Origin of the sequence: Pandoraea bronchicola (genome assembly GCF_902459805.1) — a bacterium.
GTDB lineage: Bacteria > Pseudomonadota > Gammaproteobacteria > Burkholderiales > Burkholderiaceae > Pandoraea > Pandoraea bronchicola.
On the sequence record NZ_CABPST010000014.1, the window covers coordinates 134,504 to 159,363 of the forward strand.

Annotated in this window: 14 protein-coding genes; 7 read left to right on the plus strand and 7 right to left on the minus strand. The window is 62.4% G+C overall.

Translation table 11 applies throughout. From position 1 onward, the window contains the following. Positions 1-70: 70 nt before the first annotated feature. The 4 genes from PBR20603_RS21150 (at position 71) to PBR20603_RS21165 (ending at position 6,228) form a co-directional block, all read left to right on the plus strand. On the plus strand, positions 71-1,759 hold the full coding sequence (locus PBR20603_RS21150; RefSeq protein ID WP_150561418.1) for a transglycosylase SLT domain-containing protein: 1,689 nt from the start codon (positions 71-73) through the stop codon (positions 1,757-1,759). Positions 1,760-1,987: 228 nt separating this feature from the next. Then, positions 1,988-2,170 carry a hypothetical protein gene (locus tag PBR20603_RS21155; protein ID WP_150561419.1) on the plus strand — a complete coding sequence of 61 codons (183 nt, stop codon included), beginning with the start codon at positions 1,988-1,990 and terminating at the stop codon, positions 2,168-2,170. Between the two features lie 36 nt (positions 2,171-2,206). After that, a complete protein-coding gene (locus tag PBR20603_RS21160) occupies positions 2,207-3,985 on the plus strand; it encodes an asparagine synthase-related protein (RefSeq protein WP_150561420.1) in 1,779 nt (592 codons plus the stop codon). A gap of 341 nt (positions 3,986-4,326) precedes the next feature. Further along, a complete protein-coding gene (locus PBR20603_RS21165; RefSeq protein ID WP_150561421.1) occupies positions 4,327-6,228 on the plus strand; it encodes a propionate--CoA ligase in 1,902 nt (633 codons plus the stop codon). A gap of 82 nt (positions 6,229-6,310) precedes the next feature. Here the strand turns inward: PBR20603_RS21165 and PBR20603_RS21170 are convergent, their stop codons facing one another. Then, on the minus strand, positions 6,311-7,228 hold the full coding sequence (locus tag PBR20603_RS21170; protein WP_150561422.1) for a LysR family transcriptional regulator: 918 nt from the start codon (positions 7,226-7,228) through the stop codon (positions 6,311-6,313). Positions 7,229-7,456: 228 nt separating this feature from the next. Here PBR20603_RS21170 and PBR20603_RS21175 point away from each other — a divergent pair, with 228 nt between their 5' ends. The 3 genes from PBR20603_RS21175 to PBR20603_RS21185 all read left to right on the plus strand — a co-directional run bounded on the left by PBR20603_RS21175 (position 7,457) and on the right by PBR20603_RS21185 (position 11,254). Next, positions 7,457-8,854 (plus strand): M20 family metallopeptidase, encoded by a 1,398-nt coding sequence (locus tag PBR20603_RS21175; RefSeq protein ID WP_150561423.1) that lies wholly within the window; start codon positions 7,457-7,459, stop codon positions 8,852-8,854. After that, entirely contained in the window at positions 8,851-10,206 is a 1,356-nt protein-coding gene (locus PBR20603_RS21180) for an MFS transporter (RefSeq protein ID WP_246174904.1), read from the plus strand. Before PBR20603_RS21175 ends, PBR20603_RS21180 begins: the two co-directional genes overlap by 4 nt. 283 nt (positions 10,207-10,489) lie before the next feature. Continuing rightward, the gene (locus PBR20603_RS21185) at positions 10,490-11,254 is read left to right on the plus strand and encodes an SDR family oxidoreductase (protein ID WP_150561424.1); all 765 of its coding nucleotides are present in this window, start codon (positions 10,490-10,492) and stop codon (positions 11,252-11,254) included. On the opposite strand, the gene PBR20603_RS21190 is transcribed toward PBR20603_RS21185, so the two are convergent. The 6 genes from PBR20603_RS21190 to PBR20603_RS21215 form a co-directional block, all read right to left on the minus strand. Beyond that, complete coding sequence (locus PBR20603_RS21190) at positions 11,216-11,887, minus strand: hypothetical protein (RefSeq protein WP_150561425.1); 672 nt, start codon at positions 11,885-11,887, stop codon at positions 11,216-11,218. The genes PBR20603_RS21185 and PBR20603_RS21190 overlap by 39 nt on opposite strands. Beyond that, positions 11,884-12,123, minus strand: a complete 240-nt coding sequence (locus tag PBR20603_RS21195; protein WP_150561426.1) for a hypothetical protein — start codon at positions 12,121-12,123, stop codon at positions 11,884-11,886. Before PBR20603_RS21195 ends, PBR20603_RS21190 begins: the two co-directional genes overlap by 4 nt. Further along, complete coding sequence (locus PBR20603_RS21200) at positions 12,124-13,572, minus strand: hypothetical protein (protein ID WP_150561427.1); 1,449 nt, start codon at positions 13,570-13,572, stop codon at positions 12,124-12,126. 123 nt (positions 13,573-13,695) lie between these two features. Next, the gene (locus PBR20603_RS21205) at positions 13,696-14,259 is read right to left on the minus strand and encodes a DUF6990 domain-containing protein (protein ID WP_150561428.1); all 564 of its coding nucleotides are present in this window, start codon (positions 14,257-14,259) and stop codon (positions 13,696-13,698) included. Beyond that, positions 14,252-14,953, minus strand: a complete 702-nt coding sequence (locus PBR20603_RS21210; protein WP_174978008.1) for a hypothetical protein — start codon at positions 14,951-14,953, stop codon at positions 14,252-14,254. The genes PBR20603_RS21205 and PBR20603_RS21210 overlap by 8 nt, the downstream gene beginning before the upstream one ends. Then, the gene (locus tag PBR20603_RS21215; protein WP_246174905.1) at positions 14,950-24,828 is read right to left on the minus strand and encodes a hemagglutinin repeat-containing protein; all 9,879 of its coding nucleotides are present in this window, start codon (positions 24,826-24,828) and stop codon (positions 14,950-14,952) included. The genes PBR20603_RS21210 and PBR20603_RS21215 overlap by 4 nt, the downstream gene beginning before the upstream one ends. Positions 24,829-24,860 lie beyond the last annotated feature (32 nt).

Here is a 24,860-nt window from a genome sequence, read left to right on the forward strand (position 1 = left end):
ACGCATCCGAAGGGTTTCCTTACCATCCTTGCCAATTTCATGAAGATGTCACCCAATTCGAGCCCGATCAATGCGACTTATCGTTAGCTTGCTACTGACGCTGCTTCTAGCGGCTTGCGCCAGCACGGCGCCGACCACAGGTGCGTCGAATTCCACCCCCGAAGCGCAGGGCAAACCGCCTCTCGCGTCGAGCGCCAAAGGCAAGCAGCGAGTCTCCAGCGATCAGACCATCGATCTCGATAACGACTCGCTAGGCGATCTGGCCTACGGCAGCGACGCCGACCTCTGGTCACGCATTCGTCACGGTTTCGCCATCCCCGATCTGGATACCGACCTCGCACAGGACCGCACGCAGTGGTACGCACAGCGTCCTGAGTACGTCGAGCGCATGATCCAGCGGTCGAACAAGTATCTGTTCCACATCGTTGAAGAACTCGAGCGCCGTCATATGCCGACGGAGTTGGCGTTGCTGCCGTTCGTGGAAAGCGCTTACAACCCGCAGGCGCTCTCGACGGCCAAGGCCGCCGGCATGTGGCAGTTCATTCCGAGCACCGGCAAGACGTACAACCTCAAGCAGAACATGTTCCAGGACGAGCGCCGCGACGTGCTCGCTTCGACGACCGCCGCGCTTGATTACCTCTCGAAGCTCTATGCGATGTTCGGCGACTGGCATCTGGCGCTCGCTGCCTATAACTGGGGCGAGGGCAACGTGCAGCGCGCGATCGACCGCAATCAGGCACAAGGTCTGCCCACCGACTACCTCAGCCTGCGCATGCCGACCGAGACGCGTTACTACGTGCCGAAGCTGCAGGCGATCAAAAACATCATTGCGCACCCGGACCTCTACAGCGTGAAGCTGCCGGAGATTCCGAATCACCCGTATTTCGTCAGCGTGACGACCAAGCGCGACATCGACGTGGCACTGGCTGCGAAGCTGGCCGATCTGCCGCTCGACGAATTCCGCGCACTCAACCCGTCGTTCCGCAAGCCGGTGATTCTCGGTGCCGCGCAACCGCAGATTCTTCTGCCGTTCGACAGCGCCGAGGTGTTCCAGCGCCGATTGAAGGGCTACGACAAGCCGCTGTCGAGCTGGACGACGTACACCTCGACATCGCGTGAGCTTCCGGAGGACGTTGCACGTAAGCTGGGTGTCGACGCTGCGGTCATCCGCTCGGTCAACAACATTGCGCCGCGCATGCGTCTGAAGGCTGGCTCGACGCTGCTGGTGCCGCGTTCTGACGACATTGATCAGGACATCAGCGCATCGGTGGCCAGCAACGCCGTGCTGGCGCTCGAGCCGGATATTCCCGATACGCGCAAGGTCATGGTGCGTGCGCGCAAGCACGATACGCTCGCCAGCGTTGCGTCGCGCAGCGGTGTGAGTGTGGCCCAGATCAAGAGCTGGAACCGTCTGCGTCGCGATACGCTCACGTCGGGCCAACTGCTGGTGCTGCATGTGCCGGTCAAAGACGCCTCGCGCGTGATGGCCGCTTCCGCTGCACCGGCCGCAGCCGCCAAGGATGACGACGAGGCACCGCGTACGCGTATGGTGCGTGGTAAGAACGGCAAGATGATTCGCGTGGTCGACCGTCGCCCGGCCGCCAGCCCGGCCAAGGCTGCCGTCGCCGGCGGCAAGACTGCCCCGGCCAAGGTGGCGTCGAAAGCGCCCGCGAAGGCCTCGGCCAAGGCAGTCACGAAGACGGCTTCGAAGCCCGCCGCCAAGGCCCCTGCAAAGGTCACCAAGACGGCTCAGCGCTAAGCGTCACCCTTGCGTTTCGCCCGGCGATCACCGCATCGCCGGCGTCAGACAAAACGCCCGTGAGGATGTCCCTCACGGGCGTTTTGTTTTGCGGGTTGCCGATGTCTCCCGCGTCTCCGGACTGGCTTTACCCTTGCTTCGGAAAATTCCCACAAATGGACGGGCTCACGTTTCCTATGATGAAGGCGCGGACGATTCCGTTCGTTTTCGCTCATAAAGGAGTCCTGAATGAATGGGGAAATTCGAGCCGTGAGAGACGCGACCGAACCTGATGTGTTCGCCTCGGTTGATGCCACCCACGCCACGCGCGGTGTGCGTGGCAGCGACGTGGAAGGCGTCACGGTGCCGCCGCTGTGCTTCAAGCCGAATTGCATTCCGGCCCGGCCTCCGGTGAGCGGGCGTCATGCCTGAAGTGGCAAATTCGACGCGAATCAAACGGAGCCGGTCATGAAACTTGCCCGCCTGAGACCAGGACCGGCCGAGCGTTACGTGCCGCTGCCCGGCGCCCTCGTGCTGCGCGGTCTGGATGGCCAGCCTGTGGCCCGTATTCGCCCTGAAGGGAGTGGCGATCGCCAGCACTCGAGCGGGCAGAGCGAATTGCTCGCGTGGTATGTGAGCGGCCGCGTGTTCCGCAAGGGCGATGGCAACGAAGTGCCGCCGGGGCTCGAACTGGCCCGCATGGCAATCGAGTCGCCGGAGCGCTTCGTCGAGCGCTATTGGGGACATTACCGGATCATCGTGCACGACCGCTGGTGCGGTGCGACGCTGGTCCTGTGCGACCCATGCGGTCATTGCCCGACGTACTACCGCTTCTGCCGGGACGGCGCGGTGCATGTCGCGTCGGACCCGGCATCGATCGCCGACGCCAGCCCGACGTTCGACAGCGCAGCCCTCAAATCATTTCTGGTGCATGGTGACCTTGGTGGTGCGCCGTGTGCGCTCTACGACGTGGAGCGTCTGCCTCTGGGCCATGCGCTGTGGATTCCGGAGCGCGGCGCGCCGAAGACACGCGTCGTGTGGTGGCCATCGTGGCGGTCGCGCGCAGGGACGAGCGAGATAGGCGAGGCGTCATCCGGAGAGGGGCTGCTGGGATTGCTGCGACGCTCGGCCGAGCGCTGTCTCGGTGACAGACCTGCGGTGCTCGAATTGTCGGGCGGTGTCGAATCGACATCGCTCGCCCTGGCGCTTGCCGAGTCGGGACGTGCCGGCACCTGCACTGCGGTAAATCATCGCGACCCTGCATCGCCATCGAGTGACGCGTCGCATCATGCGCACAGCGTCGCGCGGCATGTGGGCATGGCGCTCGAGCACTTCGACATCGAGTGTGCGGCGTTTTCACCGCCCGCGACGATCCCGCGTCTGCCGCGTCCCGCAATGCATCTGTGCACGCTGGCACGGCTCGATGCCGTACGCGAACGGCTGACGTCGTACCCCGGCCACCGGCTCGTCAACGGCCACGGCGGCGACGCCATCTTCCTCGCCTCACCACCTGACGGCGCGTTTCTCGACGCCTTCGCCGACGGCCAGTGGCGGCGGGCATTCGGCGCATGGCGTGATCTGGCGGTGATGCAACGCATGCCACTGTGGCGGGTGTTGCAGGGCGCGTTCGCCCAATTGGGGCTGCGTCAGGCCAACCCCAGGGCCACGCGCGCGGGCGGGCTGCTCACGATGGCCGCATGCGATGGCGTGGCCGGGCGCATGGAGCCGCTCGCCCAGGCGTGGCTCGCACAATGGCCGCTTCGTTTGCGTCCGGGCAAGCGCGCGCAGATTCTGGGCACACTCGCCAACCTTCGCGACATCGAGGTGTCTGTATCGCTGGCCGCCGACGGCACCATGTTTCCATTCCTGACGCAGCCGGTCGTCGAAGCCGGTTTCGCGATGCCGGCTTACCGGCTCTTCAATGCGATTCACAACCGTTTGCCGCTGCGCCGCGCTGCCTATCTCGCGAGCGGCTTGCCCAATCTCTGGCGTCTCGACAAGGGGATGATGACGGGCATCGCCGGCGCGGGAGTCGCCGCCAATCTCCGGCATGTGGAGGAGGTGTGTCTGGAGGGATACTGTGCGGCGTCGGGGTGGATCGATCGCGACACCTGCCGTCGCGCCATCGGCGGGATCGCGCATCATCATCTCGAATCGATGACGACGATCCGTCGGCTCTATGCCCTCGAGACGTTCGTGCGCGGGTGGCGGCAGGGGACGAGCCGGAGCCGGGAGGCTGCGGCATGACCTGGCTGGTGCCGCAAGCCGACATCCAGGCCGCCCCGGCCGCCTTGGCCGTTCCCGTCGCCGATCCTGCCTGACTCAGCGTAATCCCTTAGCGTTTCGAGCAACGGGCGGGCCTGTCCGGTAAGCCATCCGTAAGCGTCAACGCGCACACTGAGCGCGAGGCACGGCACTCGTGTCCGACGATTTCATTGCACCGAAACGCATTGCCGGTCGGTGGCGATACGCCACTCGACCCTGCCGGCCCGATCCGGCGCCGCGCCAGCCCCCGTTTCCCCATTCCCCGGCACCGCCGGGATGGCATAACGGGCGCGCGAGCCAGTCAATATATGCAAGGAGACACCATGACTTCGTACGCGTCGTTTCACGCCCGCTCGATTCACCCCGATACGCGCTCGGCCTTCTGGGAGGAGCAGGCCCGGCTGATCGATTGGGAGACGCCCTTCACCCGGGTGCTCGACTACGACAAGCCGCCGTTCGCGCGCTGGTTCGTCGGCGGTCGCACGAATCTCTGTCACAACGCCGTCGATCGTCATTTGCCCTCGCGCGGCACGCAAAACGCGCTGATCTGGGTGTCGACGGAGACCGAACAGGAGCGTGTCTATACGTACGACGAACTGGCGGCGGAAGTCAATCGCATGGCGGCGTCGCTGCAATCGCTCGGTGTTGCGCGCGGCGAGCGAGTGCTGATCTACATGCCGATGATCCCCGAAGCGCTGTTCGCGATGCTCGCCTGCACGCGTCTCGGCGCGATTCACTCGGTGGTGTTCGGCGGCTTTGCTTCCGTCAATCTGGCGGCCCGCATCGACGATGCGCAACCGACAGTCATCGTCTCGGCCGACGCCGGTTCGCGCAATGGCAAGGTCGTGCCCTACAAGCCGTTGCTCGATGAAGGCATCACACTGGCGAAGCACAAGCCGTCGAGCGTGCTGCTGATCGACCGGGAGCTGGCGCCGATGACGCGTGTGGAAGGCCGCGACGTCGACTACGCGGCGTTGCGCGAACAACATCTCGACGCCTTCATTCCGTGCGAATGGCTTGAGTCGAGCGAGCCGTCCTACGTGCTTTACACGTCCGGCACGACGGGCAAGCCGAAGGGCGTGCAGCGCGACACGGGCGGGTATGCGGTCGCGCTGGCGTCGTCGATGCAGCATATTTTCTGCGCGAAGCCGGGCGACACGATGTTCTGCGCATCGGACATCGGCTGGGTGGTCGGGCACAGCTACATCGTGTACGCGCCGTTGCTCGCCGGTATTGCGACAGTGATGTACGAGGGCACGCCGATCCGGCCCGATGGCGGGATCTGGTGGCGCATCGTCGAGAAGTACAAGGTGACGCAGCTTTTCACTGCGCCGACGGCGATTCGCGTGCTCAAGAAGCAGGACCCGAAGTATCTGACGCAGTACGACCTGTCGTCGCTGCGGCTGATCTTCCTCGCGGGCGAGCCGCTCGACGAGCCGACAGCGCGCTGGCTCACCGACGGTGTCGGCAAGCCGGTCGTCGACAATTATTGGCAGACGGAGACCGGCTGGCCGATTCTCGGGATGGCGCGGGGTGTCGAAGTCTTGCCGGGCAAGCTCGGATCGCCGGGCAAGCCGGTGTATGGCTACGACGTGAAGCTCGTCGATGAGGCCACAGGCGAGGACTGCGGGCCGAACCAGAAGGGCGTGCTGGCCATTGAAGGGCCACTGCCGCCAGGGTGCATGAGCACGGTCTGGGGCGATGACGCTCGCTTCGTCAAAACCTATTGGCAGACCGTGCCGGGCCGCATGCTTTACTCCAGCTTCGACTGGGGCGTGCGCGACGAGGATGGGTATTACTTCATTCTTGGCCGCACCGACGACGTCATCAACGTTGCTGGTCACCGCCTCGGCTCTCGCGAGATCGAGGAGAGCATTGCGAGCCATCCGGCGGTGGCGGAAGTGGCGGTCATCGGTGCGCAGGATGCACTCAAGGGGCAGGTGGCCATCGCGTTTGCGGTGCTGCGTCAACCGGAGTTGGTGGCGACGCCCGAGGCGCGTCTGGCGCTGGAGGGCGATGTCATGAAGACGGTCGACAAGCAGTTGGGGGCCGTGGCGCGTCCGGCGCGGGTGTTCTTCGTCACGATGCTGCCCAAGACGCGCTCCGGCAAGCTGCTGCGCCGCGCGATTCAGGCGATCTGCGAGGGCCGCGAGACGGGCGATCTGATTACGCTGGAGGACCCGGCGGCACTTGAACAGGTGCGTGACGCCGTGAAGGGCGTGTAATGGGGCGGGAAGCTGCGCAAGCGGATTCTGCGCTCCGGATGATTCGAGGGGGGAGCCATGACACTTAGGGGCTTCCTCCTCGTCAGGCAAACGGTTTGTCGAGAATCTCGGGCGCGCGAATGGCGTCGATCAGCAAGCCGAGAAAGGCTTCGACGGGGGCGGGCAGCGTGCGGCCGGCCATCGTCTGCACTTGAAGCGAGCGCTGATGCAGCGCCGGATTGCGAATGCGAATGGCGACGAGCCCTTCGGGCGCCAGACGGCTGCGCACCGTCAGCAGGCCAGTGAGCGTCACCGCATTACCTGAGCGAACGAAGCTGTGCAACGCAGCGTGATAGTTGCTCACGAACACCGGTTCGAACAGCAGGCCCTCGAGCGTGCAGCAAAGATCGAACATTTGCCGGATGGTCACACCGGCGTTCGACAACGCCAGCGGATAGGGCAGCAGATCGGCCAGCGCGATGTCGCGTCGCTTGGCGAGGGGATGCCGCTTGGCCATCAGGGCATAGATCGGCGCCGGCTGGGTGTGAACGACCTGCACCCCTTTTTCCGGCGCGACACTAAAGCACACGGCGATATCGGCCTCGCCATCGCGCACGCGCACTGTGGCTTCGAATGGCGACACGACGTCGAGCAGGAAGTGTGCACCGGGATAGGTTTCGCGAAAACGCGCGAAGACCTGCGGCAGGAAATCCCGTGCAACTCCCTCGGCACTGGCGACACGAATCGTCGCGCGTCCCACTTCCGTGAGTCCCCGAATTTCCGACGTTACGCGCTCTGCGTCGAGCAGTACGCGACGCGCATGATCGGCAAGCAACTCCCCCGCCTCGCTTAGTACCATGCCACGCGGCCTGCGTTCGAACAGAGGGGTACCGAGATCCTCTTCGAGCTTCGCGATCTGACGACTCAGCGCTGAGACCGCCACATGCAGGCGCTCGGAGGCGCGACTGAGCGAGCCGGTGCGGGCGACTTCAAGAAAGTACCGTAGCGCGTGAGTTTGCATGGGCGAGGGGCCGGATAACGAAGGCGGAGCGGGGTGGTCGAGTGTGATCTGATCCCCATTTTTGCTTTGCCGAAACGGCAACGAAACGTTCGAAATATTATCATTGTTGTCAAAAATACACGCTCCTAGAATGGCCTGAACGGTTGTGCCGCAGCGTGCTGCCGACACGCGTCGCAGTGATGTGCGAGACAGGCCGCCGTGCCCTCACAAGCCATCTGGAGACGAGCAGTGACACGTAGCGCAGCGATTTCCCAAGCCACCGCCCAATACGATTCGGGCGCGTTCCTCGATACCCTCAACCGCCGCGTAGCCTACAAGACCGAGAGTCAGGAGGCGGACAGCGGTAACATTCTGCACGCCTATCTCTCTGACGAAATGGCGCCCGCGCTTGCGGCGCTCGGTTTCACGTCACGTGTTGTGCCCAATCCGGTGCCGGGGGGCGGTCCGTTCCTGATCGCGCAACGTCACGAAAGTGACGACGCGCCCACGGTCCTCACTTACGGACATGGCGACGTGGTGCGAGGTTACGACGCGCAATGGCGTGACGGGCTGAAGCCGTGGGAGATCGTGGTGGAAGGCGATCGCTGGTACGGGCGCGGCACGGCCGACAACAAGGGCCAGCACACCATCAATCTGGCGGCGCTGGCGGAGGTGCTGGCGCTGCGCGGCGGCAAGCTCGGATACAACGTGAAGATGATCGTGGAGATGGGCGAAGAGATGGGCTCGCCGGGTCTGCACGCGATTTGCGAGCAACTGCGCGACGAGTTACGTGCCGACGTGCTGATCGCTTCCGACGGGCCGCGATTGGCGGCTGAACGTCCCACGGTGTTTCTCGGTTCGCGTGGTCTGGTCAATTTCAAGCTCAGTCTGAACTTGCGCGACGGCGGCCATCACTCGGGCAACTGGGGCGGGCTGTTGCGCAATCCGGGGGTCGTGCTCGCGAACGCGATTGCATCGATTGTCGACGGCAACGGCAAGATTCTCGTGGAGGGCTTGCGTCCGCCGGCGTTGCCGGTGTCGGTGCGTCGTGCGCTTGCGGGGCTGGAGGTGGGCGGCGGACCGAACGATCCCGAGGTCGACGTCGACTATGGCGAGCCGGGTCTGACACCGACCGAGCGAGTGATCGGCTGGAACAACATCGAGGTACTGGCGTTCAAGACGGGCAATCCTGAGAAGCCAGTCAATGCGATTCCTCCGTATGCCTACGCGCACATGCAGATCCGTTTTGTTGTCGGCACCGACTGGGAGCGGCTGGGTGAGATCTTGCGTGAGCATCTGGACGCGCACGGTTTCCCGATGGTCGAAGTTGAGGTCGAGCGCGGCGTGATGGCGACACGCCTTGATCCGGAAGATCCGTGGGTGTTGTGGGCGTTGGCGTCGATGCGCGAGACGACGGGCAAGCCGCCGGTGCTATTGCCGAATCTGGGCGGCACGCTGCCGAACGACGTGTTCGCCGACGTGCTCGGCCTGCCAACGCTGTGGGTGCCGCACTCGTACCCGGCCTGTTCGCAGCACGCGCCGGACGAGCATCTGCTCGGGTCGGTGGCGCGCGAGGCGTTGCAGATCATGGCGGGGCTGTTCTGGGATCTTGGGGATGTGAACCTGAAAGAGGGGAAGCCGCGATGAACAGTTCTGCTGCCGCCGCCGGGGCGGATCGCACGGACGGCGCGACCAGCGCCGGCAAGGAGGGCGCGCGTACGGATGTGCCTGTCTACAAGCTGATTGTCGCGACGTCCATCGGCAACGCGCTCGAATGGTATGACCTGATCGTCTACGGTTACTTCGCCGTGACGATTTCGAAGTTGTTCTTTCCTGCGCACGACGAAACGGTGTCGCTGCTAATGGCGTTGGGGACATTTGCGCTGTCGTATCTCGCGCGTCCTTTGGGAGCGTTTGTGCTGGGGGCGTATGCGGATCGTCGTGGGCGTCGGGCTTCGCTGATGCTGTCGATCGCGATGATGACCGTGGGCACGGGACTGATCGCGTTCATGCCGACGTATGCGGTGATTGGCGTGTGGGCGCCGATCGGTATTTTCCTGTCGCGGTTGATGCAGGGGTTCTCGGCGGGGGGGGAGTTTGGCAGTTCGACGGCGTTCCTCGTCGAGCACGTGCCGAATCGTCCTGGCTTCATGTCGAGCTGGCAGTTTGCGAGTCAGGGCGCGAGCACGCTGCTGGCGTCGGCGTTTGGGGCGGTACTTACGGGCGCGTTGACGCAGCCGCAACTCGAATCGTGGGGGTGGCGTATTCCGTTCCTGTTCGGGATGCTGGTGGGGCCGATCGGGCTTTACATCCGGAAGTATATGGATGAGACGCCTGCGTTCGAGCGCGACATCGCACGCAAGAAGGCGGCACGGGCAGCAGACGCTGACGCGGGCAAGTCGCCGGTGTGGGAGGTGCTAGCGACGCAGAAGTCGCGTTTGCTGGTGTCCATCGGCGCGTTGGTCCTGACGACGACGGCAAACTACATGATCTTGTACATGCCGACGTATGCGACGAAACAGCTTGGGTTGCCGCCGTCACAGGGCTTCATTGCGACGCTGGTGACGGGCTTCGTCATCATGACGCTGACGCCGTTCGTCGGTCATTGGTCGGATAAGGTCGGACGTATCCGGATCATGCTGGTGGCGGGCGTGCTGTTCCTGTGTACGGTGTATCCGGCATTTGCGTTCATGAACGCGCATGCGTCGCTGGCGACGATGATGGTTGTGATGCTCTGGGTTGGCACGCTGAAGGCGGTGTACTTTGCGCCGATTCCGGCACTGATGTCGTCGTTGTTTCCCACGCGCACGCGTGCAACGGGCATGGCGGTCGGCTACAACCTCGGTACGACGATCTTCGGCGGCTTTACTCCGCTGGCGGTGGCATGGCTGATTGCGGCGTCGGGCAATAAGCTGGCGCCGGGGCTGTATCTGATGGTGGGAGCGGTGATCAGTCTGACGACGTTGCTGATTGCGAGGGCGCGGATGGGGGCGCGCTGAGACAGGCGGTGGGTGGGGGAGCGAAGAGGCGCCCGACGGTGTCGCATGTGCGGATGACATGCGAGGCTGTCGCGGCGCCTTCTTGCTGGTGCGGCCTTCGATGAGGCAATTGTGGTGTGTTGCAGTTTGGTGGTGATGGGGGAGGGGCCGATTTTGGGGGCATTTCAGGCGCCACTCCACTGCATGCTGATCCCTTCTGAATTCAATGACAAAAAACGGAGTTTCTGCGCGTCGCGAGGCGAGCAGACTGACGGCCAGTCAATTCGAATCAGAGGGAATAAGCATGAACGGGCTAGCAAACAAAGTCGCCATCGTCACCGGCGCCAGTTCTGGAATTGGACGTGCGACCGCGCTGCTTTTTGCGCGGGAGGGTGCAGCGGTGGTCGTTGCCGCTCGTCGCAAGGCTGAGTTGGAAGATCTGGTGAGGGAAATCACGGGGAACGGTGGAACGGCCACATACGTCGCGGGCGATGTCAGAGAGGAAGCATACGCACGGGCGCTCGTTCAGACGGCCGTGGACCGTTTCGGCGGGTTGGACATTGCGTTCAACAACGCGGGGACGCTCGGCGAAATGGGTCCCACCCCGGAAATATCTGCGGCGGGTTGGGGCGAGACCATTGACACCAACCTCACCAGCGCTTTTCTTGGCGCGAAGTATCAGATTCCCGCGATGGTGCTTCGTGGCTCCGGAAGCCTCATTTTCACATCGACCTTTGTTGGGTATACGGTCGGCTTCCCGGGTGTCGCAGCCTATGCCGCGAGCAAGGCAGGTTTGATCGGGTTGACGCAGTCACTCGCTGCGGAGTTTGGACCGAAGGCCATTCGCGTCAATGCCATCCTTCCTGGTGGGGTGGACACGCCCATGGGGCGAGCTATGAGTGCGTCGCCCGAAGCAATGGCTCACGTGGCTGGACTGCACGCTCTCAAACGCATCGCTAGCCCCGAGGAGCTTGCGCGGTCGGTCCTCTATATGGCTTCGGACGCCTCGTCATTCATGACCGGCACGGCGCTATTGGTTGACGGAGGAGTGTCGATCAATCGCACTTGATGTTGGGGGGGGTGACGCGGGAAACGCTGGCTGGACACGCACCACACTGACATTGGAAGCATCGGCCGCCGGGTGCCACTTGGCCGCATCGCCAAGTGGCCTGTCCAATTCCGTCAGCTTCACGGGGGCAGTCTTGTTCTTGCGGGTTGCCTTCAGCGCTTCGTATTCCCTAGCCCGATTCCCCACAAAAGTGCCGACCTCGCGTTGCAACGTCTGCATGATTTCGAAGCGGGTTTCGATTTGCTCCTTGTCGAACTTGTTGGCGAGGGCGCCGCTGCCGTCCTTGTCGGACGACACATCGCGATTGGCGGCGGCAATCGTCTCTTCTGCCGTCTGGCCGGTTCGCTCGTGTTGGGCCGCTTCGTTGGTATTCTCGATAACGCCAAGCATTGGTGCCACTGTGAGTCTGCCTATGGCGACACCTAACGCCTTCTTTCGAGGGGCGCTGACCTTGCCAACCGCTTTGCCCGTTTGGCCGACGCTTGTCGCATTGAGTCGTTGCGGAGCTGTGTAATTTAATATAATTAAAAATGTCGTAAGCATCGTATTTTTGCGGTATGCATCTGATTTTTGTGTGGAATTCGGTGGTTTTGGTTCGTTGATATTCTGTAATTGTGCGGCCCATTGAGTCACTTTTGATTATTGTATTCTTCTATTTTTGTTAGGACCCAGGATCCTATTCCGAGTGGAATTCCTGCGGCTAAGCCGGCCTTTGACGAGTAAACTAAATCTTCGACTCCAAAAATAAATTTTCCTTTGATGGTGAATACGTATATCGAAATAACTAATCGAAGAATTAGCACCATTGCTGCGAGTGTTCCGCAGGATCCTGTAACAAAAATCGCTATTTGGATTGCGTTTTTTTTCATTCATTTTCCTTTTGCCTCATCCATTTTTTTCTGGATGGTTGCAGTTGTTCCTTCGGAAATTAGCGATCCAGCCACCACCCCAAAGGCGTCTGATACGGCGGTTGTCGCGACGCTTTTTACCAACCCGCCGATAGCGGTGCCAGCCCGCGCGCCAGCAGCGGCTCCAATGGCAGCACCTATGACACTTTCATCAGTCTCGGCCCCTTTGATTACCGCACCTAAAGCGGCTCCGCTTGCACTTATAGAGGTCGTCGCGATGATGCCTCGCCCTTGCGTTGCTGCGCCCGTCGCGATGGCGATGAGCACGTCTGTCGTACTCATTTCCTGCTTGCCGTTAAGCGTCAGTTGAACCAAGGCATTCGACGTTCCGCCGATCACGCCACCCGCTGCGATGCTGGCCGCAGTCGCAGCCCCCCCTGCACTTAGCGCAGGTGCCGCGCCCATAACGATTGCCCAACTTTTCAGAAGCTCCGACGCGGGTTGACGTGCCTCGGTCCCCACCATTTCGATCAGATCCGTTTGTGCCTGTTGAATGTCCTCATATGAAGCACCGTTTTCGGCCATGAACTGGCCAAGTGAGGCTGCCGCAGCCCCAATCTTGACAACGCCCTGCGGTAGGCTGACTTGATTGTTTTCCAACTCAAGTCGCGAGGCGACGCTTGCCGCAGTCGCGTCGCCACCGATTCCAGTGGTAATGCCCGCGACGACCGATTCAATCAGGTTTATCCGGGCCTCCTTCTCATGTTGCGGGAGGTTTTCGTTGCTTGTGTTTGCTACCGCATTAAGCAGATTGCCAAGAACCACACTGGCAGCACCGCCCATCGCCCCGGCACCACAATTGCTTCCGAGCGCAGTGGCGCCGCCACAGCCCACGATGCCATGCAGGGCGGTGCGAGCGGTCTCGCTCTTGAGTTCGTCCGCGATCTCTTTAACCTTCTCTACCGCGAGCGTTTGCAAATAGCCCACAGCGGCACGCTGTAGAAATTCCCCAGTGCCAGCAGTCACGTTCCCACCGGCTGCGGCAGCAATCACGGTGACGATCTGGCGGTATCGTCCGCCGGGTGCCCACTTGGCCGCATCGTCAAGTTGCCGATCCAACTCCGCCAGCTTCACCGGGTCAGTCTCGTTCTTGCGAGCTGCCTTCAGCGCTTCGTATTCCTTAGCCCGATTCCCCACAAACGTCCCCACTTCGCGTTGCAGCGTCTGCATGATTTCGAAGCTGGTTTCGATTTGCTCCTTGTCGAACTTGTTGGCGAGGGCGCCGCTGCCGTCCTTGTCGGACGACACATCGCGATTGACGGCAGCGACCGTCTCTTCTGCCGTCTGACCGGTTCGCTCGCGTTGGCTAGCTTCGTTGGTAATCTCGATAACGCCTGCGCTGATGCCGCTGCGCGTTGTGCTCGACGCGCTATCGCCCGCCGCCACCACAACCGGTGGTGCGATGCTCACCGGCCCCGTCTTCGGCAGGTCGCTGCCAGGCGTGGCGTTCGCGCCGGTCTGCGCGTCTCCCTTTTGGTCTGCCCCGATTGGCTGTTTAACGCGGGCAACTCGGTTCAGACTAAGCTGAAATACCTACCGCGGGAGATGGGCATTCTTCGCATGGGCGATTTCCAAGGCTCGCCCGATCATTTCGATAGAGATGTAGGGAACAAAATCGAGCCGATCTCCTAGTTCGAACGACGTCCTATACATCTCTAGTTTCTCCGTGTCACCAAGCAGTGCGAGTGCAGCCAAGTGGCGCAGCGGCATGGCGCCCTTCGAATTCGTAGGTAACTGCGCGTGCCGATGTATCTCAGTGTTGATGTCAACACCTTTTGCCCAATTGATGACTCCGTTGGCGATGGAGATTATGGTTTCTTCTTCGATGTTAATGGTTTCGTAGAAGTCTCCCGGCATGCATGCTAACGGTGAAATGCTGCTTGATTTGTTTATTTTGTTTGCAATATTTGAAAAGCATATTGTTGATAATGTTGGAATGAATGAGATTGTGTATTTGCATTTAAGTCTTTTTATTGTTGGTGTTATGTTTATTAGCTTTTCTTCAAGCACAATGAAAAGAACGTTGTCGCCAACCTCGTCTTTTTCTAATTTCCAGCCGTTATTTTTGAGTATTCCAACTGCCGTAGATTCATTCATTCTTTGCTCCTGGGAATCTGATGACGTCAATTCTTATCCCATTTGGGTAACCCTGATCTTTCAATGGGCGCTCGCTGTCGAAGCCGAAGGCTCTGGCGACGCGTCCGCGAGGAATTGAGCTTCCGTCCTGGATTTGTGGAAATATTTCTAACTGTCGAGTACTTAGGTCCGCATCTCCGGTCTTGACTTCGATGATTCTCATCTGACCGTCCGGCGACTCGACCACAATGTCGGGGCGACAGCGCCCACTGCCACACGATTCGCCAAACGAAATTTCTTTTCTACTAACCCGGTAGCCAAGTTCAACAAGCTGTGCTTTTATGTCATTGACCATTTCGTTATGGTGGGCGTAGTGATCTTTGACGTGAAGTTTGTCTAGCAACGGATCAGATACCAAGGGGCCGTTATTGGGTGTTGCAATAACGTTTATCCCTTTCTCACCAATATCCGGTGTCGAAACCACCGTGGCCCCGCGCATCCCTTCATCCGGCGTGCCAATAATGCTAGGCCCTTTCTCCCCAGTGTCTGGCGTCCCTATGACGGTGACGCCGCGTGGACCTTCGTTGGGCGTGCCGATGACGTTTTCGCCGTTTGCACCGTCGCCGATCACTCGTGCGACGCCTTCAACGATCAACTGATTCGAGCAAGCGAGTCCTGAGATCGCACACGCGGCTTTTGTCAGCGAGTCTTTCAACTGGTCAGCGACATTGCCGCCTTCAGAGGCCGTAGTGGCTCCGCCCGCAGACGTTGGATCAAGCTCGTCGCCATCACGCCCGCCGCGCTTACTGCCTTGTGGGTTCGGCACGCCGCCCGTCTGACGGGGTGGGGCGGGGCGACCCTGATCCCCAAGGTGTTGTTCTCGGCCTCTGTCTTTGCACTGATAGACGCAGTGGCAACGTCCCCTCCGACGCCTGCAGTCACCCCGGCGACGATGGAGGTGATGAGATTGACTCTTGCCTCGCGCTCGGATTGGGAGAGATCCTGTCCGGACTTGTCACCGGCTGCGAGCAGGCTACCCAGCAGCGATCCTGCCGCAGCGCCCATCGCGCCCGCGCCGCAGTTCCCGCTAGAAGCCGCGCCACCTGCACAACCTGTCACTGCATGTAATGCTGCCTTCGATGCCGGATCAAGGTTTTCGCCCAGCGCCTTGATCTCCTTGGCAGCGAGACCTTGCAGGTAGTTCACCGTTGCGCGCGTTGCCATCTCTCCGGCAGCGCCAGTGACGTTGCCGCTGATCCCTGCTGTGATGGCGCTGACGATTAAGCGATAGTCGCCGCCCGGTCCCCACTTCTTTGCATCGGCGAGTTGCTGGTTTAACCGCGCACGTTGCTCGGGGTCGGTGGTTTTCTTCAACTGGGCCTCGATGGCCTCAGCCTCCTTAGCCCGATTCCCCACAAAAGTGCTGACCTCGCGTTGCAGCGTCTGCATGATTTCGAAGCTGGTTTCGATTTGCTCCTTGTCGAACTTGTTGGCGAGGGCGCCGCTGCCGTCCTTGTCGGACGACACATCGCGATTGACGGCAGCGACCGTCTCTTCTGCCGTCTGACCGGTTCGCTCGCGTTGGCTGGCTTCGTTGGTAATCTCGATAACGCCTGCGCTGATGCCGCTGCGCGTTGTGCTCGACGCGCTATCGCCCGCCGCCACCACAACCGGGGGGGCGATGCTCACCGGCCCCGTCTTCGGCAGGTCGCTGCCGGGCGTGGCGTTCGCGCCAGTCTGCGCGTCTCCCTTTTGGTCTGTCCCAACCTTGGCGTTCTCTCCGCCGCCCGTGCTGAAACCGCCACCCAGACTGATGCCGAAGGCGTCGTACTCTGCGTGGTTTTCCACATCGCGCGTCGTCAACGAGCCGGTTTTCAGACGGTTCCTATCCTCATCAGCCGCCTTATCGGTCGACGCGATGATGGCGCCGGTCAGATCGGTGTTGCCTTTGACGGTGACGTCGAAACCCCCATCGCCCGCCTTGATCCCCGACTGCTCCGTCACGCTCGCGAAATCGCTATTGATCTGCTGATGGCTGACGTTGATGCTGCCGGACGCGCCGCCAACCCCGACCGTCGCACTTCCATTGATCGATTGATCCTTGGACGCGTACGCACTCGTGTCCTGCAGGCTTTCGATGTTCAGGTCACCGCCAATGTTGGCAACGACCCGCTCGCCGACCACCGTGCCACCGCGAATATTGGTGTCGCCACCAGACACGATCTCCGCCACGCCGCCCGCCACGATGTGGCTGTTGCGTTGCGTCACGTCCTTCCCATCCGCCTTGCCACGCGACGCGCTGGCGTTGGCCGTCACCCCCATCGTCGGTGAGCCATTGGCGCCCAGGGAAATACCCAGCCCGATACCGCCGGACACGCCGGAGGATGTGCGGTGGTGCTCTGAGGTGTCGGTAGCCGCAAGGATGTCGAGCGTGCCGTCGGACGTGAGCTTGACGTCCTGCCCGGCAGCGATCTCACTGCCGCGAACGAGCAGCGACGATTGATCGCCGTCCCCGGTGGCCGCGACGGTGACGTTGCCGCCAGCGCGGACGGTAGAGCCGTTAGACGCGGTGCTGTCGTTGGTCTCGCGGCTCGTCTGCTTCGATCCACCCACCGTGACCGAGACGTTGACGCTGGCCGCATCCTTGAGGTTCTTGACCGAATCGGCAGCGTTCTTCACCGCGAGTCCGCCCGCCGCGACACCGAGGGCCTTCATGCGAGCGTCGTCGACCTTGCCCACGGCCTTACCCATCTGGGCGACGGTCTGGGCCGCGTTCAGCAGCGGATTGGATACGGCGATCGTCAATCCCGTCTGCTTCACCTCCCGCTCATGCACGCGCTGCTCGGATTCCGCGCTCTCCGCAATCGAAACGCGTTTTCCCGCAATATTCACGTCGCCGTCGCGCGCAACGACCGTGCTGCCTTCCTGCTGATAGTCGTTGCCTGCGCCAATCGCTACATCGCCACTGACCGAGCCAATGACACTGCCCGTCTGGCTAACCTCCTCGCGACGTTGTTTATCCTTCTCGGATCGACTGCCGATCGTGACGCTGAAGCCACTGCCAAAGACACCGGTCGTCGTCTTTTCCGTCACGCTCAGTGAGTTGCTTTCGTCGGCGGCAGACGCAATCGTCACGTTGCGTTTCGCGCCGATGGTCATGTCGCCATCCGCGACGACTTGCGACCCGGTGATGGTGACGTCGCGGCCTGCGGCAATCGTGACGGCGTCGCCTGAGAGCGTGCTGCCCGTTGTGCGGGTGCCGTGACTGTCGCGATAGCTTTCCTCCGTCGTGGACGAGAGCAGGCCGTTGCGGGTGCTTTGCGACCAGCGTGTGTCGTCATATCGGGCTGAGGCGCCACCGACGGTCACGTCCCCTGTCGCGATGATCTTGAGGTCCGAAGTGCCCGCCGCGGTCGAGGGTCGCTTTGTGCCGGGCACCGCGTCATCGCTTGCCCCGGCGCTCAGATAGGCGCCGAGAATCCTGACATCGCCGGGCGTGCCTTCGCCGCTCGTGACATAAGCGGTGACACCGCGCTCATCCAGTAGTCGCCCAATCGCCTCGGCTTGCCCTGCGGCAATGCCAATGCCGCCTTGCCCGTGAATTCGACTGCCTTGTACGCTTTCCGCATAGGAATCGACCGTCGCCGCGTACGTGTCGCCGTTCACGCGCCCCGTGTCGGTGACGGTGTCGATCGCTGCTCCGATCTCGACATCTCTCGCCGCGGCGATAACGACACGCTTGCCAGCATCGACGTTGGCAGCAGTGCCAGAGACGTCGCGTCCGGCCATGAACGTCGCGTCGCCTCCCGCATGAATGGCGGACGAGACGTTTTGCGTGACCTGGGTACGACTATGACTCTCGCTCGATCCGCCGCCGAACTCGCGGCCCGACGCGATCGTTCCCAGCAACAAGTCACGCCCGGCGGCGAGATCGACATTGCCCCCGGCGTCGATGGCCGCACCGGTGACCGAGAGGTCCCGGCCCGCGGTAATCACCACGGCATCTCGTGCATCGATGTGGCCGGGCGATTCGATGGCCGTGGTCTTGCCGCTCTGGGCGTTCTTTACCCATTCGTTGGTGCGGCTCTGGCTCGTGACAACAACATCGCGTCCCGCTGTGACGTGAACCCGCTCGCCCGCGATCTCGCCGCCGATATTCCGGAAATCGCGCTCCGCGACGACATCGACCATGCCAGCGTTGCCTTGTTCCGCAGAACCACCGAGACCGCCGGAGCTACCGATCACACCGCGATTCTCAACGTCGAACGCGCGGATTCGCGTGCTTGAATCGCCAACGATCTGGCCGCTGTTGCTGACTTGATTCGTTGCCTCGACGATGACGTCGCGCCCCGTCACCAACGCACCGCCGGGTTGCATCACGACGCGTTTGCCATGCGCGAGGTATACCGTCGGCACAAGCACTGTGGCGGACGTGCCGTCGGGCAGTGTCACCGTCTGGCGGACCAGCCAAACGATATCGTCGGTGAGGGCCCGCAGTTGCTCGGGCGTCAGGCGAATGCCCACGCGCAGTTCCAGATCGCGGCCCGCTCTCGCCCCTTGCGCGAGAAGCGTTCGGAATTCCGCGTCAATGGCCGCCGATGCGCCGCTGTCGCGACCGTTCAGTGAGGCGCGCCCGGTCAGTTCCAGAATCTGCTCGCGCACCAGCTTCGCTTCGTAGAAGCCGTCGCCGATGCGGCGCTCGACATGGGCAGGTGCTATGCCGAGAAGATCCAGCATGTAGTTGCTGGAGACGAAGGTGCCACGGTCGGTAAATCGGGAGTCAGTCTCCACGAGGTACGGGTGGCCGGGTGTCTCAACAACGCTGAAGAGAGCGCTGCGCGGGAGCGTCAGACCAGGAATTCCGCCCGAAGCGGTATCGAGGGTCTGAACGGCACCCGAGACATCGGGCACGGCGGGCGTGGCGACCGGCGTGTCGACGGGCACTGGCTTGCCCGTGGAGACGGTTGCCCGGCCGGCGTCGACGGCGACGCGTTGCGACGTACCGACATCGCTATCCGTTTGACGGCTACCGATGACGGTCCCGTCAACGGTAGCCGTTTCAATCGTGATGTCGCGACCACGAAGGTGGGTTGTCCCGTTCGACGAGATCAGGCTTTGAAGACCGCCCACGATAGACCGGCGTTCGGCGATATCGAAATTGACCGAAATTATCGAACTGTTGCTGTTTCCGCGCTTTTCGTGCCAATACAGATCGGACGATTGCCCGATGCGTTCCACGCGCTCCAGCCCGATGCTGCGGCTCGTAATCTGAGCGCCATTGCCGCGAACGTGAATGTTGCCGCCGGCACTGATCGTCGCTGCATGATTCAACGCGGTGCCGTTGTCGACGTTCAGACGAATCGTGCCTTGCGACGTGAGGATGGCCGGGTCGGCAACGTCGCCCAGGACATCGGTCTTGCTGTGGGTCGTAATGTGACGGCGGAATTCGTTGTTGTCGCGATTGTCAGGAATGCCATATCCGCGACGGAAGATGCGCGCACCTTCGTCGAGCGCACCGGTGATGGTGTTCCTCGACTGATCGACTACCGTCGGGCGGATATGCACCGCCGGATCGAAGTCGGGCCAGAACTGAATGACCCAGTTGCCTTGGTCGTCCTCGTGAATGGCCTCGAAATGCTGAACGGCGCGCTGCGTGATGTTGCGGGTGCGATAGTCCCTCGTGAAGCCATTGGCCAGATGCACCTCGACGATGGGTTTTGCCAGCGAGAATGTTCTGGCCTCGACGTCGAGCGCCGTGAGTCCGCGCTTCGGAATGGTGACTCTGATGGGGCTGCCAACCGCATTTAGCTTCTCGCTGGAGAGTGCGGCGCGTTCTTCCCGGGACCAACGCCATTGCGTGAAGACCTGATTGCGGGGATTGGGCACTTCTCGGGAGCTTTTGAATTTGCGGCCTCGCGCGTCGGTCTCCGTATAGAACTCCTCGATCATGGGGGGCTCGCCGTCGACGCTCAGACTGTGGCTCACGTGGACCGTCGGTAGCTCTTCACACGTGCCGCCACCCGCAGCGCATCGGGCGCGGCTGTCGGCGTCGGGAATGGCCACATAGCCGGCAATCCACAGATCGCGGACCTGCCGGGTTTCCTCTTCCTGCGCACCTCGCACGACGTTGACGAAGCTACGATCGTTCACGAACTCGTGTGTCGCGATATCGACGTCTGCACCGGCCTCCACAACGGCCGACCGATTGATGAATCGTGCCGACTGCTGTGTCAGGAAGCCCTGCGCATCGCGCGCTTCGCCAGCGGCTACGCGCAGGCCGCCAAGGCTGTATAGCGTTGCGCCGCTCTCGTTGAGAACATCGCCGGTCGCGAAGAGGTCGAGTTGTCGCGTCGCCGCCAGCACAGCACGATCTCCCGTGTTGCTCACGCGCTTGCCGTCAAAGCGGATTCGACCGCCGATAACGGCCCCGGTATTGACAAACCGAACGCTGTGCAGCCTGACGTCGTCGCCGTCGATGCGGGTCTCGTTGGTGATGTCGCCGGCCACGTTGAGGTGAACCGATCCGCCTCTCATACGGCCTTGCTCCGCGTTGACGAGATGGGCGGCGTTCACTGTGAGTTGCTTGATCGCCCCTAACGCGCCGTGCACGCGTAGCAAGCCGCCGACGTCGAGCGTCAGATTGCCGTTCGCCTGCCAACCGTGATCGGCGCTATAGGTGAAGTCGCCCGGCAGCGTAATGCTCAGATCATTTCCTGCGCGCAATCGTGCGGTGCCGAGCAAGCTGCCGGCGCGGAGTTTCAGATGCTGATTGACGGCAATTTCGCCCGAACGATGGTCCAGTACATCGACTGCGACGCACGCGTCGCGACGCGCCTGCACGTTTCCCGTGTTCTCGAACGCCCGGGTTCGTCCGGTGTCTTGCCAGGTGACGCGGATATCTGTGCCGGAGAACATCGTGCCGGCGTTGCCGAGCTTGTCCCGCACACTCAGCAAAAGATCGGTCCCGGCACTGATGTACGCATTCGGTCCGTTCATCAATGCGAACGTTGTAATCGAAACGCCACCGTTGCCGCCAATCAATCCGACAGGACGATTTCGCGTGGCGTCGAGCGTCAGCGCGTTCAGAATTGCTTCGGCTGTGATGGACAGATCGCCGCCGCTGCGCGTGCCGTTGACGATGCGGCCGTCGGTGTTGTCGAGCATTGCGGCGCGCACGCTGAGGTCGTTGTCCCCGCCAATCGACGGATCGCCCGCGGTTTCGATGCTGCCGCGTGTGTTGTCGAGCCTCCCGTTCGTCGCCAGCTTCAGGGCCTTGCCTGCATGGATGCGGCCGTCAATGTTCGACATATCGCCGGTCGAAGTGATGGCAAGCGCGCCGTTGGCCAGCAGCCGCCCAAGCTGGTTGTCGACGTCCTTGGTTGACGTGAGCGTGAGCGATGTACCGGCGGCGATTCGCGCGCCGTCGATGTTGTCGATGCCGCTGGCCCGCAGGGTGATGGCCCCATTACCCGCGATGCTGCCCGCATGATCCGGCGTGCGCCTCGAGGACGCGCGATTGCGCAGCCGCTCAATGACGGCAATGTCGATGGCACCCGTTCCCGCATTGGCGAAGCTGCCGCCCGCGTTATCCAAGGCTCGCGCAGACACGTCCATCCGCCCGCGAGCGTCGCTGACCTCGACCTTGCCGTCGGTATTGTCGAAATGGTCGGCAACGTTGATGCGCAACACGTCGCGGGCGCTCACCCGACCGGCGCGGTTGGCGAAGCTGCCGCCGATGTCGACGTCCAGATGGCTGCCCGCTGCGAGGTATCCCGCGTGGTTGGCGACATCGGCGCCGACTTTCAGTGCGAGAGCATCACCGGCATGCAAACGGCCGTCGGTGTTGTCCAGACTTCCGGCATCGACCGAGATGTTTGCGTTCGCCGCAATGGAACCGCCGCCCGTGTTGTCCAACGCGTTCCGGACAATGACCACCGTTTTCGCATGACCGCTGTTCAGCAGCTTGCCTTTGGCGTTGTCGAGGCGAGCGGCGCGCAAAAGCAACGTGTCGCTGGCCTCGACCGAACCCGCGCGGTTGTCGAACGTATCGCGAACGTTCAGCGTTACGGCGGCCGCGGCCAATTCTCCCGACACATTGCTCAAGTGCTCCGCCACAGTTGACTTCAGGGTCCGCATGGCGGTCATGCGCCCGTCGGCGTTGTCCACCGATTTGGCATCGAGCAGCAAGTTGCCATTCGTGCCGATGCGCCCGCCTCGGTTATCGACCGTTTGCCCGTTGACGGAGAGAACGCCGTCTCCGGCGTGCGCCACCGTGCCTTTCTCGTTTTCGAATTCGGAGACGTCGATTGTGGCGTCGCGCGTGGCCAGATGAATCGAGCCTGAGTGATTGCTCAAGCGATTGGCAATGCGCAAACGCGCCAGATCGCGGGTGCCGGTGCCAGTCTGGATGATTTTTCCCGAGCGATTTGTCAGTGCCCGGGCAGACACGGCAAGCGAACTCGCTTGAAGCTCGCCGAGGGAGTTGTCGACGGCGTCTGCGTCAAGGGTCAACGCCTCGCCGGCGCTTACGATGCCTCGCGTGTTGTCGAACGCCCCGCGAGCGGCAACGGCGACCCGGTGTCGCGCGACGACGTGTCCGCCCACGTTGAGCAAATCGCCTGCGGCGTTTGCGAAGAGCGATTCCTGAGCGGTCCATTTACCGCGATTGAAGAGTGATGTGGCGTCGAGCCGGACGTTGCCACGTCCGGCAATTTCACCCACTGCGGTGTCGAAACGACCGTTCTCGATGCCTCTGTCGGCGTATAGGCGGAGGTCGGCGTTACCAAGGGCGAGCATGCGCCCGCCGAGGTTCTCGATATGGACGGCCTTTAGCGAAAACAGCCCGCCGGATTGCATCAGCCCGGCCGTGTTCGTCAACTCACCACGCAGTGCTGCTGTCAGCGATTGCTTGACTGAGAGGGTGCCTCGATCATTGCGCCAGTCGTTCGCCTCGATGGACATGGCGCCGTTGGTAGCGAAGGTTCCGCCCACGTTCTCGACCGTACCGGTGCCGAGATGGAACTTGCCAGTGCCGGCATGCTCGATCTTGCCGGCCGTGTTGTCGAGTTGGCCGGACCTCAGCAACAAGTCGTTGCTGTTGACGAGTATGTGGCCCTCACGATTGCCCAGCGAACCGGAGAGGGTGATCCGGAGCGGGGACGTCGCTCCCCATTGCTCGATGCGCCCCTTATGGTTACGCAGCCCGGCGCCGTCGATGAAGAGGCCGGAGGTGCGCAGGGTCGCACCCTCGTGAATCACGTCGCGGCGCGCGGTGATCTGCGTCATCCCGCCGATCTGCGTGGTTGCGTAAGCCATCGTGATGGCGCCGCTGCGCGCGTTCATGCGGAGCCCGCGCAGCGCGGTCGACGTCGAGCCGGTCAGATCGATCGCGTCTGCAAGCAACCGGATGTCGCCGGTGGCGGCATGGTTGCCTCCCGCTTGGAGCAAGCCGGTCGTCGTGAGCGAAATGTTCCCCGTCGCCCCCTGTGTTCCGTCAGCGTTGGCGCCTGCCGCGATGACGCCCGATGAGGCGAGCGCCGCAGCATTGGCGACGAGATGCTGGCCCGCAGACGCTTTGCCGGTGTGGTGCCACGTGCCTGCGGCGTCGAGCGTCACGTCGCGCGCGCCACGCACGCTGCCCGCGCTAAACAGATTCCGCCCGGTGCCGAGCGTCAATTGACCGTCGGTCGCCACATCGCCGCTGATTGACAGGTCGCCTGCGGACGCTATGCGGAGGTCCTCGGGCGCTTGCAGCTTGCCGCCAATCTGAAGCCGCCCGGCGGCGTTAAGCGTCAGCGCTCCCTGATGGGCAATGACTTGCCCATCCAGATTGACGCCCACGCCCGTTTCCGTGCCGATGAGTCGGATCTTTCCGGCGTACATGCCACCGAGTCGGGAGAGGTCCAGCGCAAACGCGGGCGCGCCGCTCGACGACGCCCGGCTCTCGCGGATATCGAATGATGCGGCGTCGATGTCGTTCAGGCCAGCAATGACGTCCAGCTGCCGCGCATGCACGGCGGCGTTGACCTCGACGGCGCGGGCGAGCAGGGCGGCATGCTCCAGATTGCCGGCGTTCAGGCCGGCGCCGGTAATGCGCAGGAGGCCATCCGTGACACGAAAGGCTTCGAGTGATCCACTGCCGCCAAACACCGGCATGCCGGTCGTGAGGACGCCGCGAGACGTGTTGATGAAGCCACAGCCGTCGCACGTCAGCCCGTTGGGATTGCTGATGATGACTTCGGCACGACGCCCTGCGACTTCGAGATAGCCGGTGAGACTCGACGGCAGCGCCCCGCTCACCTGATTGACGATGATGCGTGCGGGGGCGCCAGTGAGATTGGGGTTGCCCGGCACGAGTCCGCCCATCTGCGTTTGGACGATGGTGTGCGAATTGTTGAGAATCGCGCCCTGCGTCGGCACGTCGAACTGCTGATACTGGTTCTGCGAGACCCCCGCCGCGCTGGGCGTGGTGATGTTCACGAGCGGCAGGCCGTTGGGCGTCGCACTGACACCGGGCGCGTGCGGCCCGGGGGCGGCGACAATTTGCGACGACGCCGTGACCGGGAAGCCGAGGGCGACCAGCGCGGACATGACGGCCGCACTGAATGGGCGCAACAGGTGTT